This is a genomic window from Acinetobacter sp. AR2-3 (assembly GCF_001878775.1).
GTDB lineage: Bacteria > Pseudomonadota > Gammaproteobacteria > Pseudomonadales > Moraxellaceae > Acinetobacter > Acinetobacter lwoffii_D.
This window is the reverse complement of record NZ_MJIQ01000035.1, coordinates 56,446-73,912: the sequence shown is the minus strand read 5'-3', so window position 1 is coordinate 73,912 and position 17,467 is coordinate 56,446. Positions and strand designations below refer to the sequence as shown.

Annotated in this window: 16 protein-coding genes; 6 read left to right on the top strand and 10 right to left on the bottom strand. The window is 42.0% G+C overall.

Going from position 1 to position 17,467, the window contains the following annotated elements; translation table 11 throughout:
* Positions 1 to 11 precede the first annotated feature (11 nt).
* The 4 genes from BFN00_RS05490 to BFN00_RS05475 form a co-directional block, all read right to left on the bottom strand.
* Positions 12 to 1,109, bottom strand: coding sequence for an ABC transporter permease (locus BFN00_RS05490; protein WP_071850703.1), 1,098 nt, complete (start codon positions 1,107 to 1,109; stop codon positions 12 to 14).
* Between the two features lie 41 nt (positions 1,110 to 1,150).
* Positions 1,151 to 2,752, bottom strand: a complete 1,602-nt coding sequence (locus tag BFN00_RS05485; RefSeq protein ID WP_071850702.1) for an ABC transporter ATP-binding protein — start codon at positions 2,750 to 2,752, stop codon at positions 1,151 to 1,153.
* Between the two features lie 120 nt (positions 2,753 to 2,872).
* Entirely contained in the window at positions 2,873 to 3,973 is a 1,101-nt protein-coding gene (locus tag BFN00_RS05480; protein WP_005251735.1) for a BMP family ABC transporter substrate-binding protein, read from the bottom strand.
* A 722-nt stretch (positions 3,974 to 4,695) separates the two neighbouring features.
* Positions 4,696 to 5,751 carry a Rieske 2Fe-2S domain-containing protein gene (locus tag BFN00_RS05475; protein ID WP_071850701.1) on the bottom strand — a complete coding sequence of 352 codons (1,056 nt, stop codon included), beginning with the start codon at positions 5,749 to 5,751 and terminating at the stop codon, positions 4,696 to 4,698.
* 279 nt (positions 5,752 to 6,030) lie between these two features.
* Here BFN00_RS05475 and BFN00_RS05470 point away from each other — a divergent pair, with 279 nt between their 5' ends.
* A complete protein-coding gene (locus BFN00_RS05470; RefSeq protein ID WP_071850700.1) occupies positions 6,031 to 6,954 on the top strand; it encodes a LysR family transcriptional regulator in 924 nt (307 codons plus the stop codon).
* Positions 6,955 to 7,034: 80 nt separating this feature from the next.
* Here BFN00_RS05470 and hpxO read toward each other — a convergent pair whose 3' ends face one another.
* Entirely contained in the window at positions 7,035 to 8,192 is a 1,158-nt protein-coding gene (gene hpxO / locus BFN00_RS05465; protein WP_071850699.1) for an FAD-dependent urate hydroxylase HpxO, read from the bottom strand.
* 213 nt (positions 8,193 to 8,405) lie between these two features.
* Between hpxO and alc the strand changes: the two genes are divergently transcribed.
* Positions 8,406 to 9,410 (top strand): allantoicase, encoded by a 1,005-nt coding sequence (alc, locus tag BFN00_RS05460; RefSeq protein WP_071850698.1) that lies wholly within the window; start codon positions 8,406 to 8,408, stop codon positions 9,408 to 9,410.
* A 3-nt stretch (positions 9,411 to 9,413) separates the two neighbouring features.
* Entirely contained in the window at positions 9,414 to 9,920 is a 507-nt protein-coding gene (locus BFN00_RS05455; protein ID WP_071850717.1) for an ureidoglycolate lyase, read from the top strand.
* Positions 9,921 to 9,977: 57 nt separating this feature from the next.
* Here the strand turns inward: BFN00_RS05455 and BFN00_RS05450 are convergent, their stop codons facing one another.
* From BFN00_RS05450 to puuE, 5 genes are all read right to left on the bottom strand, one after another.
* Positions 9,978 to 10,691, bottom strand: a complete 714-nt coding sequence (locus BFN00_RS05450; protein WP_071850697.1) for an outer membrane protein OmpK — start codon at positions 10,689 to 10,691, stop codon at positions 9,978 to 9,980.
* A 127-nt stretch (positions 10,692 to 10,818) separates the two neighbouring features.
* Positions 10,819 to 12,177, bottom strand: a complete 1,359-nt coding sequence (locus BFN00_RS05445; RefSeq protein ID WP_071850696.1) for a nucleobase:cation symporter-2 family protein — start codon at positions 12,175 to 12,177, stop codon at positions 10,819 to 10,821.
* Between the two features lie 30 nt (positions 12,178 to 12,207).
* Positions 12,208 to 12,528, bottom strand: coding sequence for a hydroxyisourate hydrolase (uraH, locus tag BFN00_RS05440; protein ID WP_071850695.1), 321 nt, complete (start codon positions 12,526 to 12,528; stop codon positions 12,208 to 12,210).
* On the bottom strand, positions 12,525 to 13,028 hold the full coding sequence (uraD, locus tag BFN00_RS05435; protein WP_071850694.1) for a 2-oxo-4-hydroxy-4-carboxy-5-ureidoimidazoline decarboxylase: 504 nt from the start codon (positions 13,026 to 13,028) through the stop codon (positions 12,525 to 12,527). The genes uraH and uraD overlap by 4 nt, the downstream gene beginning before the upstream one ends.
* A 143-nt stretch (positions 13,029 to 13,171) precedes the next feature.
* A complete protein-coding gene (puuE, locus tag BFN00_RS05430; RefSeq protein ID WP_071850693.1) occupies positions 13,172 to 14,134 on the bottom strand; it encodes an allantoinase PuuE in 963 nt (320 codons plus the stop codon).
* 312 nt (positions 14,135 to 14,446) lie between these two features.
* Between puuE and BFN00_RS05425 the strand changes: the two genes are divergently transcribed.
* The 3 genes from BFN00_RS05425 (at position 14,447) to BFN00_RS05415 (ending at position 17,324) form a co-directional block, all read left to right on the top strand.
* Positions 14,447 to 15,496, top strand: a complete 1,050-nt coding sequence (locus BFN00_RS05425; protein WP_071850692.1) for a Rieske 2Fe-2S domain-containing protein — start codon at positions 14,447 to 14,449, stop codon at positions 15,494 to 15,496.
* A gap of 249 nt (positions 15,497 to 15,745) precedes the next feature.
* Complete coding sequence (locus BFN00_RS05420; protein WP_071850691.1) at positions 15,746 to 17,050, top strand: type II toxin-antitoxin system HipA family toxin; 1,305 nt, start codon at positions 15,746 to 15,748, stop codon at positions 17,048 to 17,050.
* Entirely contained in the window at positions 17,043 to 17,324 is a 282-nt protein-coding gene (locus BFN00_RS05415; protein ID WP_004280265.1) for a helix-turn-helix domain-containing protein, read from the top strand. The genes BFN00_RS05420 and BFN00_RS05415 overlap by 8 nt, the downstream gene beginning before the upstream one ends.
* The last annotated feature ends 143 nt before the right edge of the window (positions 17,325 to 17,467 follow it).

Below are 17,467 nucleotides of genomic sequence, written 5' to 3'. Positions count from 1 at the left end.
ACAACATTGGGTTAAAGGGTGGTTGCTGTAGGCTGAGGGACCGGTGACGCCATTTTTTTGCTAAACCGGTAACGGTTTTCAATTAAGGCATCGGAAGCCAACAGGAAAAATAACAGCAGGCCCTGGAAGATACCGGTAATCGCGACCGGAAGCTGGAGCTGCATTTGTGCCATTTCACCGCCCAGATAAATCAGCGCCATAAAACAGCCTGACAGCACAATACCGATGGGGTTTAAACGCCCGAGATAGGCCACGATAATCGCTGCATAGCCATAACCTGGGGACAGGTTCGGATTCAGCTGACCAATAGGTCCAGCCACTTCACAGATTCCGGCAATACCTGCCATCATTCCGGAAATCACCAGACTCATCCAGATCGCTTTGGAGGAAGAAAAACCTGCGTATTTGGCAGCTAACGGTGCCTGACCGCTGACTTCCAGTTTATAGGCCGTTAGACTTTTACGCATAAAAACCCAGAACAGGAGGACTGCAAAAAAAGTGATAAAGATAGAGGCATTAATGCGTGTGCCTTCTACAATGAAGGGCAGCGTTGCACTCTCACTAAAAACCACCGATTGTGGGAAGTTCATCCCTTCAGGATCACGCCAGGGACCATTGACCAGATATAGCAACACACATACTGCAACATAATTCATCATCAGGGTGGTCAGGGTTTCTTCGGCATTAAAATGGGTTTTCAGTAAGGCAGGAATTGCGCCCCAGAGTGCCCCACCAAGTGCGCCCATGACGATCATTAACGGGAGAACCCACCAACCGATTTGATCATGAAATAAAATCGCAATACCACCGCCAAAAATTGCCCCGATGGTAAGCTGACCTTCAGCACCAATATTGAATAATTTGGCTCGAAATCCAACCGCCAGCCCCAAGGCAATCAGAATCAGAGGCCCGGCTTTCACTGCCAGTTCACTCCAACCATAAGAGGAAGTCAGCGGTTCAATAAAGAAGATGTACATGGCTTGCGCGGGATTAATCCCCAACATTAAAAATAAAATGCTACCGACAATCAGCATGGCCAGCAGCGCAATGAGCGGTGAAAGCCACTTCATGATGTGAGATGGATGTTCACGCGGTTCCAGTAAATGCATGTCGCTCTCCTCTCAACCTGTATATTTGTTTTTTGGCTATATTAAGCATGAGCTTGCTGCTCCTCTACGATGATCGCAGTGTCATGACTTGAAATACCTGACATCAAGACCCCAACATTTTCAGTATTGGTTTCATGGGTAGGCATCGCTGGAGATAGTTCACCATTGGCCAATACACAGAGACGATCACTGATTTCAAACAGCTCTTCTAATTCTTCTGAAATCACCAAAATGGCAACACCTTGTCGAGAGAGATCAATCAGGGTTTGCCGGATAAACATGGACGCGCCGACATCAACACCCCAGGTCGGTTGAGCCACAATCAGGAATTTCGGATTTTGCAAAATTTCCCGGCCTACAATAAATTTTTGTAAATTTCCACCCGACAAGGAACGTGCTTCAGCCTCTGCACCACTGGCTTTCACCCCGAATTTTTCAATACAGTGCTCGGCAAAAAGCTTACATTGCAAAAACTTGATTAATCCCCATTGCGTCAGGTTCTGCCGAAATGCAGTCAGTAAGGCATTCTGGGACAGTGTCATGTTCGGAACTGCTCCTCGGCCCAAACGTTCTTCAGGGACAAAGCCCAGGCCCAAGTCACGCCGTTGTCCAGGACTGAATCGGGAAATATCGATTTGATCCAGAACCATCCGGCCATGTTTCAGGCTGTTTTCACCCGACAATAAAGACAGTAATTCTGCTTGCCCATTGCCAGAAATCCCGGCAATACCGACAATTTCACCGGCACAAATATTTAAATTGATATTTTTCAGCGACACGCCAAATGGGTCATCAGACTGGTAAGCCAGATTCTCGACTTGGAATAGCACCTGTTTTTCACCTGTATATTCAGGGCGTAGATAGGTCGGTAAATCACGGCCAATCATTAAACGTGCTAAATCACTGGTGCTGTTTTTTTTAGGATCGACATTTCCGGTCACACGGCCATTGCGCAAGATGGTTGCTTCATCACAAAGTTCTTTGATCTCATGTAATTTATGACTGATATATAAAATTGAAACGCCTTGGGAGGCCAATAAACGTAAGGTTTTAAACAGTTGCCTTACTGCTTGTGGCGTCAGTACCGAAGTCGGCTCATCTAGAATAATTAAAGCCGGGTTTTGCAAAAGGCAGCGAATAATTTCGACACGTTGCCGCTCACCTACCGATAAAGAATGTACTTCGCGGCGTGGATCAATGGGTAAACCGTATTGTTCTGAAACTTCAATGATTTTTTGGCTCAGTATTTTTAAGTTAATTTTTTCATCCAGTCCCAGCAAAATATTTTCTACTACGGTCAAGGTTTCAAACAAAGAGAAATGCTGATAGACCATGCCAATCCCGAGCTTTCTTGCCATCGACGGGTTATCAATATGAACTTCTTTACCGTTCCAGAGGATTTGTCCCTGATTTGCCTTGGTTGCCCCATAAATGATTTTCATCAGGGTACTTTTGCCAGCACCATTTTCACCCAAAATGGCATGAATTTGCCCAGGTTGAACGGTTAAATGTATCTGGTCATTCGCTTTCAATGAATTGTAACTTTTACAGATATTGATGAGCTGTAAACGCGGTACACCTGAAGAAGAACGTGCGTTCAACTCTTGCGCATGAGCAGATCTATCGTGTTGAGAGGTCATCATCAGTGCCCTATTCAATGCTGTGACAGTGCGGCATCCATCTGAAGCGTGCAGGCATTCAGATGGATGCGGGAAAGTACATCAAAGTATTTAAAGTTTTTTGAATTGCAAAATGACAAAGCTTTATTTCGGTAATGAACCCTCTACGCCCTTCACGTAGTAATTCATTTTGCTTAGTGCCGCATCATCTAGGCGCTTGCCCTTTGCCAAGACCAATGTGCCATCCTGTTTATGAATCGGGCCGGTAAATGGATGCAATGTGCCTTTTAAAATACCGTCACGTACGCTGAGTGCTTTTGCTTTAGAGGCTGCCGACACGGAAGGACCAAAGCTTTCAATATCGACTGCTTTTTGTTTCACGCCGTACCACATTGCACTTGGTTTCCAGGTTTTATTGCTGACTTGCATCATTACCGGGGTGTAAATTTTTTCCCAATGTAAAACCGATGCGGCAAGATGCGCTTTAGGGCCAAATTTGCTCATGTCAGAGTCCCAGCCAAAAGCAAAGACACCTTTTTGTTCAGCCGCCTGTACCACTGCCGGAGAATCGGTATTTTGCATCAGCACATCTGCACCTTGAGCAATCAATGCCAAGGCTGCATCACGTTCTTTGCCCGGGTTAAACCATGAATTCACCCAAATGACTTTGGTTTTAATTTTTGGATTTACACTTTGTGCACCGAGGGTATAGGCATTGATATTACGGATGACTTCAGGAATCGGAAAAGACGCAACTACACCCAAAACATTATTTTTGGTTTTTTGCCCTGCGACCACACCCAGCATATAAGCGCCTTCATAGGTACGGACATCATACACTCCTAAATTTTTCCCCTGCTTATAACCGGTTGCATGCATAAATACTGTATTGGGAAATTGCTTGGATACTTTCTCCATTGCATTCATATAACCAAACGAAGTCGCAAAAATGACTTTATTGCCTTGTTGTGCCAGGTTGCGGATCACACGTTCGGCATCTGCTGTTTCAGGGACATTTTCAATATAAGAGGTTTTATATTTTCCTGCGAGGGTTTTTTCAGCCTTAATCCTGCCTTGATCATGAGAATAGGTCCAGCCATGGTCACTGGTTGGGCCAATATAAACAAATGCGGCTTTATCTTGGGCCTGAACATTGGCGACAGCGGCCATGCTCATCATACCGCTTGCCATTAACACCCCTACCAATTTTTTCAATCCGGTTTTGAAGCTATTTTTTTCTTTCATTTTATTCTGCTCTTGGTTGTTCTGTGTCATACAACACATGCTTTAAAATGACTTCACTCAAATGTGCTCAGTCTGTTCAATATATAATTAGCAATAAGCATTCCAGTTTTTATTAAAAATAATAAAAATAGGGTTTTAAAATAAAATGTTTTTTGTTTTTATAATTTAATTAAGGCGTAATGATATTAAATTTATAAAAGCTTATTTTATGATTGATAGGGAATTTAATTTATCAAATGGATTTATTTTTTATTTTTGCTTATTAGTGGTGCGATAAAATAAAATGCCTTAAATTTGCGCATTCCTTTTTTTAATCCAAGCTTCATATTTTTCATGAGCAAAGATAGATGTAGATGATAGAATCATGTATTGAGACTCATTGAGGGAGTGGAATTGTTTTTGATATAAATTATTAATATTTAAATAGATTAATAGTTTTTTTGATAGTTGGGTTTAGCTTGTAATGCGCCGAAAGGATGATGTTCTGTAGATATTTTTATTTTCTCTCCTCATTGAAGGAGGTTGGAAATCTCTAATCGGAGCTTGCCTGGATTGATTTATTTAATTTCCAAATTTTGAAAATATTAATCAATTTTAATTAAGAAATAAGGACATATAAATAATATTTTGATCATTCAAAAATAATATAAATAAAAACCACTATATTGAAATATAGGGTTTCTATTTAAAATTTAATCCATATTTTTAAATTTTAAAATATATTAGACAATATAACGTTTACTTAATCCCCACTCGGCTAAGATTCGACGATAGGTCGTTGAAGAACGATCTGCTTCAAAATGCGCTTCCATGGAAATATCCAGGGGTAGCTCTTCGGGTTTTTGACTTTCCACCATGTCCTGATCTTCGGCAAAAATTTGTGCATTAAAGTCATATACCGCCTGTAAATCCCCTGTAGTATCGAAGTTGCGTGTCAGTGGAACAAATAAACGGGTTTTATTGTGTGAGACCGGACAACAGGCATTAAGAATTTTTAATTGTCCCTGTTCTGGGAAATGTACGGTAAGCACTGCAGAAAACGGTGGATAGACATCAAATACTCGTTTCCACAAAAAACCTTCTGGCGCCAAATCTTGCATACCATGTGGGTAGTTGCTGACACTGCTGACATATTCGGTATGCAGGCCGTAATCTGTACGTTCTGTCGTGTACTTGGGTACAACCTGATTTTCAGGATCTGCGAAAGAACCCTGATGAACCCAAGCAAAATGTGCAACATCAATAAAGCCTTCCAGTTGACGGCCACTTGAGCCGGCAATATCCACAAACGGCGGTAAAATTGCCTGATGATCTGGCATCTCCCAGGTATCTAAAACAGGGAAATTGGCTTTTGCTTCGTCACGGTCAAAAATACTGGTCCAGATCAAGCCATATTTTTGCACTACTGGAAATTTAGTCAGAGAAAAACGCTCAGAAATACTGGTCAGCTCAGGTTGTGCAGGAATTTTGATACATTTACCCTGTCCATTGTAGTGTAGACCATGGTAAGGACAGACCAGATTTTCACCCGAAACCCAGCCTTTGGTTAAGGGTACACCCCGGTGTGGACAGATATCTCGGACCAGATGAATATCGCCACTTTCTGTTTTGTACAATGCTAGTTTGACATCAAGCAGAGTCACTTGTTGCGGTTGGATAGAAACGTCCTGAATCCGTGCAACCGGATACCAGTGACGAGCCAGAATATCCCAGTCCTGATCATCAAACTGGCTATAGCAGGGTTTATTGAATAAATTGATGACTGGAATGGCGTTCATATCAAACCTATATTCTTACTGTGGATGGTCTCTTTTTACAGGCCTCGAACATTGCATATCTGTGCAATTTTGGCTTTGCTTATGATTGAAATTACTTAATTTATTGTCATTCTGTCTATTAGAATGATTCGTACTATTCATTCTTAAAATTAGAACACATCAACCATGTACAAATGTACTTGCCGATTAAAGCTACCTTCTTTGGCATAAAACTCGCATAAGCACGGTTATCTTCAGTATTGATATGAATAAACGGTGGTACTTCGCTTGACTAAATTGATGAATACGCCTTTTTCCCGATTTTCAGAATATTTTATCGCGGTGGCGAAATCGGGAAGTTTACGCAAGGCCGCAGATCAATTATTCATTTCCGTGTCTGCAGTACATCGGCAAATTGCTTTGGCTGAAGAAGAACTGGGAATTGTGTTATTTGAACGTTTGCCCAATGGTTTAAAACTGACACTGGCGGGCGAATTACTCTATGCCGATGTTATGAAATGGCAAAAAGAATTCCAGCAAACCCGGATTCGCTTTGATGAAATTCAGGGACTTACGCGTGGGACCATCGAATTTGGTTTAATTTCTGCCTTAAATGATGGTTTTGTCATGCAGTCCGTGCAATATATGTATGAACACTATCCCTGGATTAATTTTAATATCCGGGTCGCAGACAGTGAAATCGTAGCCAAAAAAGTGATTGAGGCAGAACTGGATTTTGGCCTGATCCTGAATCCAAAGTCCCATCAACATATTGAAGTCCTCCATTTTCTGGAACTGCCTTTAGGTTTTGTAATGGGTAAATCCCATCCTCTTGCTCAAGCAGAAAAGATTTATTTTTCAGATACCTTGAATGACAACCATTTTATTCCGGCCGAGCCCCTGATTATTCATGATTATGTACAGGCACTGTATAAACATCATCAATTTATACCTGCACGTAAAACTGAATCGAATGATATCCGCCTGATGAATACTCTCATTAAGGCGAATACCGGGATTGGAATTTTTAGTTATCTCGATGTTTTACCCTATGTCGAGCGGGATGAAGTGGTGTTTAAACCTATCTCTGAAAAAGGGCTGCATCCGCTGACTATTGCTCTCTGTGTTGCGCCTAAACGCCAGATTTCACGCGTTTCCCAGTTGATGATCAAACATATTATTGAACAAATGGAAGCCTTAAAAAGCAAGGTGCAGCAACTGTAGTATTTTCATACTTAAATAAAAAAACCGCTATGGCTAAAATCGCGGCCTTTATGCAATATTAATGCTGAAATTAACTGTTTTTAATCCAATGGATTCCCCACAATATTGCTAATAATGCCTTTCATAATATGTGGGCCTTGCTCTTTACGCAGGTCTGCATACCAGTCTTTGGTAATTTGCTCATCTTTCATATGCGTGACATCACAACGCTTACGTGCACGCAGCAGCAATTCATTGGCGCGTTCATTGCGTTTATTCTGATAACGTTTCAGGGCATCTTCCAGACCTAGCGTATTAATTTGTAAGGCACGTGCCAAATAGACCGCATCTTCCATTGCCTGGCAACCTCCCTGTCCGATATCCGGTGTAGTGCTATGTGCCGCATCCCCTAAAATTACCACACGGCCCTTATAAAACTGGGTAAAAGGCTCAATATCATGGATTTCGACGCGATTGGTTTTCTGTTCGTCAATACTGTCAATTAAGCGCTGAACCTGTGGGCACCAGCCAGAGAAATACTGCTTTAATAAGGTCTTATATTCCGAACGCTGATTTTCCAGACCTGCCGGCAATGGCACATCAAAGAAGAAATAAAAGCGCTGCTCTGCCACAGGCATCAGTGAAGCACGTTTGCCTTCACCGACAAAAGTGGTCCACTGCTGTGCGGGCGCTAAATCTTCAGAGATCTCAACCAGTCCGTTCCAGTTCACATAACCGGCATAACGGCGTTCAACCTGTTTGCCCAATACATACTGACGCGTCATGGAATGCGTACCATCCGCACCAATTAAGAGTTCTGTAGAAGCAGTGCTGCCATCCTGAAAACCGATTTCGACATGTTGTCCCTTATCCTCAATAGACACCATTTTTTTACCGAGCTGAATATCCTTCCGGCCAAACTCATCCATTAACATATTTTGTAATTCAGCACGCGATACCGGATATGGACGTTGACCGACTTCTTCAATTAACGGCGCCAAACTAAACTGCGTCATGACCTCGCCATTCAAACCATCGATATAGGCTAAGTCATTCATCTGGCCACCTAACTTTGCAACCTGCTCAGTTAAGCCCAGATAGTTCAAACACTTCACCCCGTTTGACCACAAGGAAATTGCAGCACCGACAGGTAAAATCTGTTCTGCCTGCTCATAGATGGTAACTTGATGTCCAAACTTTTTTAGTGCAATTCCTGTGGTTAATCCGCCCATACCTGCCCCAATAATTGCAATTTCCATCTATTTCTCCTGGCTATTTCATCTTCATTGCCAGCTAAAATGCTAAAAACGTGCCATCCTGAAAAAAATGCACTAAAAAAATATCAAGAGTTGGCACACGCTGTGCTTTTAAATCCCTTTAATATCCTGTTTTTATAAATGCAGAAGACCTAATTTGTAGTTATAAAAAATGCATATTCATGTGACGTATAACAATGATGATGGAAATTTAAGATGGCGACCTTATTAGCTCCGATTTTTGATCTGCCTGCTCCACTACAGCAGTTAACTAACCTTGCAGATGCGCGAATTGGCGCAGAAATTCTTGAATGTTCAGATGAGTTTTTTGCTGAAGCAAAACGCATGTTGCAATTTGAGGCACCGGTCTTTATCGAAGACAAGTTTGATGATCATGGCAAATGGATGGATGGCTGGGAAACCCGTCGCAAGCGCCACGCGGGCTATGATTGGGCCATCATTAAACTTGCTGTTGCGGGTCAAATCCAGGCACTGGATATTGATACGACTTTTTTTAGCGGCAATTATCCGGCCTCTGCTGCTGTACAAGCATGTTATGCGCCAGATGGAAATCTTGATCAGGCAGAATGGATCAGCATTCTGGAAAATAATGTCCTAGGCCCCAGCCAACATCATATTTTTCAGATTTCAGCAAAGCAGATATTTACCCATGTCCGTTTGAATATTTATCCTGACGGTGGGATTGCACGTTTTAAGGTATATGGTCAGGTAAAAATCGATCTGCAAGATCATGATCAAATACTGGATGTCTTGGCACTCGAACATGGTGGCCGTGTCGTTGCCTATAGCGATGCGCATTTTGGACATCCACGCAATATGATTAATCCGGGACGTGGCATTAACATGGGCGATGGCTGGGAAACCAAACGGCGTCGTGCTCCAGGTTTTGACTGGTGCATTTTGGCTTTAGGATCGAGTGCCCGAATCGAGAAAATTGAAATTGATACCGCCCATTTTAAAGGTAACTTCCCTGCCGAGGTTTCTATTCAAGCCATCTATATTGAGGATGCAACCGATGAGCAACTCATTCCACAAAGCATGTTCTGGCCTTTTTTGTTAGAAGCCCAGCCCATGCAAATGGATCATATTCATCATTACATCAATGAAATTTTACAGCACGAAAAAATTTCCCATATTCGTGTCAACATGATTCCCGATGGTGGTATTAGCCGGATTCGGCTCTGGGGAAAATTGGCCTAAATGATGAAGAGCACGTATATGCAAAGCATAAAAATACAGTCTTTAAGCACGGAAAATTTTCTGCCTTTTGGAGAAGTCATTGCCTGTCAGGGTAATCATTATTTTCATATCAATGAGCAGCAGACTGAGCGTTATCATGCCCTGTCTGAAGTAGAAAGTGATGCCAAGGTTGGACTGAGTATTTTTAGAAATATGCAAGCCACGGCAATTCCTTTTCAAATCTCGATGCTGGAAAGACATCCTCTGGGTTCACAGGCTTTTATTCCAATGCACGGCCAGCAATTTTTAATCGTTGTAGCGCCTGAACTTGATCATACACAGCCCGATCTCAGTCTGATTCAGGCATTTATCAGTGATGGTTCTCAAGGGATAAATTATCGTGCCGGAACATGGCATCATCCTTTATTGACGCTTGAAGCATCCAGTGAATTTGTCGTAGTGGATCGTATAGGCAATGGGTCAAACTGTGATGTTTATACTTTTCCTGAAAACATCCAGATCGTATTTTAAGCGTATTAAAAAAAGCCCTTTTTATCAGGGCTTTTACTTATTTCTTCATCACTTTGTCTAGAAGTGATATTTCACTAAAGCACTGACATTATTTTCATCGGCATTTGGGATACCGAATTTGTTGTTCCAGATAGAATGTTCAATTCCCAGATATAAATTGGTGTCTGGAGAAATGTGTTTACCGACATTCCATTTCCATTGGGTGGTCCAGTTCATCTCACTGTCATGAGTATCTTCTTCTGTAGACCAATCCAGGAAGCCATCCACCAGGAATTCTTCAGTTCCCAGTTTAATTGGCACACCGTAGGTCAGTGTCAACTGGTAATCATCATCAATATTTTCATTATTCACGCGATAAAGATTAATGCTGGCATAACGGAAATATGGAATATCCAGATCAAAACCTACGCCGTAGAGGAAGTTATCAAAACCTTCTCCGCCTTCCCAGGTCGTTGAAACCAGTACATCTTTAACCGGACCAAAGGCAAGCTTCTGACCCGACACTTCACCTAAGCTTAAACGTGGTGAAAATTCAAAATAACTTGATTTATAATCATCTGCGCCGCGCATACGGTCAATGAAGAAGAAGACATCTGCATATTTTATTTTTGCCGTATACTCAAAGGTGGCAGTCGCCTGTTTCTCATCGACCACCTCATAGTTTTCTCCATAAAGTCCGGTGACACTAAAGTCTTGCCAGATCGGTTTTGCCTGTGCGGATGCCGCACCCAATACAAGTAATGTTGCAGCAGTAAGTTGAGTGAATTTCATAAATAAGGGTCCCCAGTGGAATGAAAAAATCACATTCTGAATTAAGCAAAAACAAAGCCAACATTTTTAATTTTTGATAAAAAAACAGCCCATTTTTCTGGACTGTTTTCATCTTGGTCTAAATTTTTTAATGTGGAATCTTTGCCACAATTTCTGTAGTCGCTGTACTTTTATTTTTAAATAAGTTCAGATGATTGAACAACAGGTTGAGTAAAATGGCCATTAAGCAGGTTGAGCTAATGCCTGAATGAAATAAGGTTTGTACCCATTTTGGAAAATTGGCATAAAAGGAATGATCAATAATTGGAATCATGCCGGCTGCAATAGCCGTCGCAACAATGATGAGATTTTTTTGCTCGTTATAATCAATTTTAGCCAAGGTACGAATCCCGCTGGCAGCGACTGTTCCAAAAAGCACCAGAGCTGCACCACCTAATACCGGTACAGGAATGGCAGCAATCAAACGTCCCATAATTGGCAGTAAACCCAGCACTACTAAAATCATGCCCCCAGTTGCGACAACAAATCGGCTTTTAATTCCGGTAATCGCCACCAAGCCGACATTTTGCGCAAAAGCACTTTGCATAAACGAACCAAAAACAGGCGCTATCGCACTCGATAACATATCGGCACGCAAGCCATTCGAGATACGATCCGCATCCACTTTGGTACCTACAATCTCACCCACTGCAATAATATCTGCTGTGGTTTCAGTCATAATGACTAGCGTAACAATAAGCATGGAAATAATGGCAGTGAACTCAAAAGTCGGTAGCCCAAAAGCAAAGAAGCTGGGTACCTGGATCCAGCTACCAGTCGCAACTTTAGAGAAATCACCAAAACCAAATAAATAAGCCAGTACTGAACCTAAAACAATTGCCAGTAAAATAGACAAGCGACGAATAGCAGCATGTCGGCTTAAATTCAGGCAGACGACTAAAGCCAATGTCATCAATGCCAGACCAATATTTTCGACACTTCCCCATTCTGGTGCTTTGGGATTGCCGCCCATCATCCAGCGGACTGCCACCGGTAATAAGGACAAACCAATGATAGTAATGACGCAACCGGTTACCACAGGTGGAAAGAAACGGATAATTTTGGAAAAATAAGGCGCCAGTAAAAAACCAATCAATGATGCGACAATGACCGCACCATAGACTGCTTGTAAGCCACCGCCTGTGGTCACAATCGCGACCATCGTCGCAACCCCGGCAAAAGAAACCCCTTGTACCAACGGTAATTTCGCGCCAATATATTTCACCCCAACCGTTTGCAAAATTGTGGCTAAACCACCGACAAATAGAGCCGCTGCAATCAATAATCCAATTTGATAAGCTTCTAGGCCGGCTGCTGTTCCCACGATTAAAGGCGGTGCGATAATTCCGCCATACATGGTTAGTACGTGTTGTAAACCATAGGCTGCACTTTTTCCCGCACCTAAATATTCATGTTCAGGTGATATTATTTTACTTTGTTTTGTCATTTTTTTCACCCTCAAAGTCTAAATATAAAATCAGCTTCCGCGATATGTGGAGTACGCGAATGGGCTGATTAATAAAGGAATATGAAAATGCTGTGATGTATCTTTTATATAGAAGTGAATGACTGCTTTAGGAAAAAAAGTTTCTAAACCCAAATTTTCAAAATAGGCAGATGTAAAGAACTCAAGACTATAGGTACCCGCTTTAAACTCGGTCATGCCGAAATCACTGACGCGGCCGTCTGCATTGGTTTTTGCTTCCCTAATCAGGCGACCGTCTTCAGCAAAAAGTCGAACTAATACGTCTGTCGCAGGTTTTCCCAGATGTGTATCTAAAATATGCGTGCTAATCATGCATGAAGCTCCTGAGCCAGTCGTGACAAGGCAATTTCTGCCAGTTGATGATGGACAATACGTTTCTCAATCTCTGGATCATTCAGCAAACGATAGTTCAGGGCTTGAAGGACGTCTTCACTGCTCAATCCAGCGGCTTTGATCAGAAAGATAAACCCATATTTTTTCTCATAGGCAAGATTGCCTTTAAGTAGAGCGAGCTGGGTATCTTTATCCGCTGTAATGCCGGATTGCTCACGATGGGAAAAGTCTTTTTCTATTTCACTCAATTCAGCCTGTGCCTGTTTTTCACCTATACGGGGATGATTATCCAGTGCAGTTTTAATCTCATCCCAACTCCAGGTTGCCGTTTGTTGTTGCGCTGCACCCAAAACCTCTTCAAGCGATGCATAAGGACGTTTTGCGGCAAGCTCGGTCGACCAGCTGGGTATTTGCACACAGTGCTTTAAAAAGGTCTTCGCATCTTCTGCTGATGCTTGATTAAATTCAACAAGTTGCACTCTTCAATCGCCTGATTATATTGCTTGGTTATTTAAAACTGGTTTTGCAATAACAGTGCCAAAGCTGATGTGTTTGTTATTTTTATAAAGTGCATGACTCAAAAAAGAGCATTTAAACTGATCTTTTCAAATACATTTTATGATTATGGCGCATGATGGTTATACCAGTGCTCGGCAATATCCCCACGGCGGCAAATCCACACTTTGTCATGATTTTGAATGTAGTCCAGAAACTTTTGCAGGGCTTTAAAACGTCCCGGCCGTCCTAAAATACGGCAGTGCATGCCAATCGACAGCATTTTTGGCGCAGTTTCACCTTCGGCATAGAGCACATCAAAAGCATCTTTGAGATATTGATAAAACTGTTCCCCACTATTAAAACCGCCAGGTGAACTGAATTTCATGTCATTGCTATCCAGGCTATAAGGAATAATCAAATGTGGACGTGTTTCCCCCACCTGATTGGTCAAGGTGCTCCAAAATGGCAAGTCATCCCCATAGTAATCAGCGTCATATTTGATTTGAGGAAATTCAGCCAGAAGTTGACGGGTATTCGGACTGTCCCGACCGGTATACCAGCCGATCGGTGCCTCATCAAACAGGCTTTCCAGAACACTGATCGCCTGATCCATATATTGGCGTTCGAGTTCAAGCGGCATGTCCTGATAATGTAGCCAGCGCTGTCCGTGTGAAACCACATCATAATGAGCTGCTTTAATTGCCTCGACCACATAAGGATTACGTATTAAGGCCATGCCGACTCCAAAGATGGTCATTGGCAAACCACGTTTCTGGAACTCCTGATGAATGCGCCAGAAGCCTGCACGTGAACCATATTCGTACATCGAATCCATCGACATATGTTTGTCTGGAAAGCTGGCAGCACTAATGATTTCAGATAAAAACTGTTCTGAACCGGCATCACCATGTTCAATGTGGTTTTCCCCACCTTCTTCATAATTCAGTACAAACTGTACCGCGACACGCGCGCCGTTTGGCCATTGCACTTTTGGTGGTTCGCCATGATAACCAATCAGGTTACGCGAATAAGGTGCATTGCGAATACTGTCGATAAGTTCTTGTCCGCGTAAGTAACTAGTCGTCACATTAATTCCTTGTCGATTCTGAGTAAATGATCAATGGTCTATACGCGTGATAAGCAATTTGTGCGCCAAAGTAGAGCATCGACAGCGCGAAAATAGGCTTAAAAAGATTATTTTTAGGAAGATTTAAGCTTAGAAATATCTCACATCTCAATATTTGCGTGGTTGAACATAAAAAACTGGAAAGACGCTTATTTTGTTTTCAATCGCTGGTCAGTGTTCTGATTTACGCAATCCTATGTCCTGTTAATTGAAATTTCATAGAACACATTGCTGTTTTATAGTCCAGCTAAAGGTCACAAAACTGAACCCATTATGAATACAAATATCGCCACTTTTAGTCCCGACTTACCAGTTCATATGACATTCGAGGAACATGACTGGCATCTCTTGGCTCAGTACTGGTATCCGATTGCTCTTGCGCGTGATATTACAGATCAGCCAACAAGTAGCATGCTGCTCGATATGCCGCTGGTGATTTATAAAATGAACGATGAACTGGTGGTGGCGAAAGATGCATGTCCGCATCGCGGTGTATCTTTAAGCTTGGGAAAAAATGACGGCCAAGGCGTGGTGTGTCGTTATCACGGTTTACGCTTTGGCAGTGAAGGTAAATGCAACCGTATTCCTGCACATCCTCAGCATAAAATCTCGGAGCGTTTCCATTTGAAAACTTATGCTGCGGTAGAAAGGTATGGTCTGATCTGGTGTTCGTTAAGCGCTGAAAAGGATGCAGAACCTCATATTCCTCATATGCCTTTTTGGGATGATGCTGAGCATCAGCAACTGGTCTGTCCTCAGATAGACATTCAATGTTTTGCAGGAAGACAGCTCGAAGGTTTTATCGATGTGGCCCATTTTGCCTGGGTGCATCCAGATACTTTTGGCGATCCGGACGATGTAGAAGTTCCTGATTACAGTACGACAGAAACGGATGTCGGTTTTAATGCAGATTATATCAGCAGTGTGGGACGTTATCCGATCGGGACTGAGCAACGTGGTCAGGAAGACTTTAAATGGTTACGTCATTTCGAAGTGAGCCTGCCTTTTACTGCAACACTTACGATTCATTTTCCAAATCATACCAAACAGGTCATCATGAATGCTGCTTCACCCATGACTGCGCGTTCAACACGACTTTTTGCACCTATTTGCCGCAATTATGATAAAGATTTACCGGTTGAAGATGCCTATGCCTTTAATATGAAAATTTTCGAAGAAGATCGTTTAATTGTAGAAAATCAGAAACCTGAATATTTACCTTTGGACTTATCTTTAGAAGCGCATTTTCCGGCAGATCGAAGCTCGAGTATGTACCGAAAATTACTACGCAAACGGGGATTTAGTCCTTTATTTGCTGCTTAAAAGTTCATTCAAGTGAAAAAGCGATTATAGGTAGTAAGGGTTAGAGATGCTCTGATATTTAAAAATCAATTGGGTTATATCGTGATTTCTAACAGGATACATCTTGTTATATATCCTCATAAGCCTTGTATTCTGGTGAAGATAAGGACTTTTAGAACGATAAAGAACTTTAAGAAGATAAAATTAGTTTTTTATTAAAATAGGTATATAATAAATAAGATCACTTTATTTTACTATTTTAATAAAATTATGGATCAATATTGCACACTGCAGATTTATCAGGAAGATGAATGGCTTGATTGCGCTATTGTTGAGATTGTCGGTCAACAACAGACTGGATGGCAAGCAGCCACGCGAACATCATATTTGTTTGAATACGCTATTTCTTATATGGATTTAAGTGATGGGCATGCGCTTGCCTATCATTTACCGGTGAATGTGCAAAATACGCTTCAATCTACCTGGCCAGCCTTCCTGATGGATTTGTTACCTCAGGGTTATGGCCGTAAAGAATTATTACGTCAGCTTAATTTTTCTGAAAATACCCAAGAACAAGCAGACTGGGCGCTTTTAAAAGCGGGTGCAGGCAATCCGATTGGCAACTTACGGGTGAAAGAGGCTTATGAATGGCTACAGGGGCAGTTTCCTGTTCAGCAGAATCATGGCTTTAGTCTAGACCAAGTCGTAGAACGTCAAGAAAAATTTATTGAATCCTTAGCCTCTTATGGACTTTTTATTGCCGGTTCTTCTGGAATTCAGGGCGAGTGGCCAAAATTACTGCTGACTCAAGGTCACGATGACCTGTTCTATCTGGATCACACGCTGACAGATCATCAGGTCAAACAGCATTGGCTGGTGAAATTCAGCCGTGGCAACGATCAGAATTTAGATAAAATTTTGATGCACGAAGCCTTATATATGAAAATTGCCCAGTATCTGGGACTTCATGTTCATCAGGAACTGGAGCTGCATGGCAAGACTTTATTCATTCCCCGATTCGACCGTAAGGTCATCGATGGGAAGGTCGAAAGAATTGCTCAGGAAAGTATTGCCTCTCTGGGGGGAAAAGCCGGTTTTGGGGTAAGAATGACCCATAACCAGATCTGTAGCCTGCTGATGCAATGCTGTACTGAACCAAAACAGGAAATCTTTGAATATTTGAAGCGTGATCTTGCCAATGTCGCTTTAGGCAATAAGGACAATCATACCCGTAATACAGCGCTTCAACGTTTCAATAACGGAATCATTCAACTAACTCCATTATTTGATTTTGCACCGATGTGGCTCCATCCAGATGGTATTGCCCGAACTACGCGTTGGGAGCGAGATGATCATGGTGGTATGCCAATTTGGCATTCAGTCATTGAACAGATCGCCGAAAGTACGCTCATTGATTCAGAAGAAATCAGAGCGGTGCTAATCGAGCAATTACCACTTTATCAGGGATTACTCGAGCACATGCAGTATCTGCAATTGGCACCTGAAATTCTGGAAAATAGTCAGTATCGAATTGATAATATTTGCCAACAATTGGAGGAGCTGAATCATGGATAAACGTTTTAAGCCTCTGACCCCGATTCAACAGATGCAAAAGAGATTGTCTGTACTTGAAACAGTCAGTAACAATCCTGACTGGCCTTTTCATCAGGTTGCTCGCTTCATTCGTACCGAGTTGCACCTCACACTCAACGACATGGCTAAAATTACCAAGATTGCTCCCCAGACTCTACAGAAAATGGAACAACCTGAAGGCAATCCAACACTCAAGTCTATGCAGAAATTACTGGATGCTTTTGGTTTAAAGCTAGAAATTAGAGTTAAATCCTGATGATAATCCGATGCTTTAATTGATATTCAGGGGGATTTTAGAGAACAAGAATGGCTTAACAACTGAAAATATGCCCTCCTTCAATCTATTTATTAAGTCCTTGCTCCATTGCAGGAATCCCGGTTTAAATTAAACACGGGATT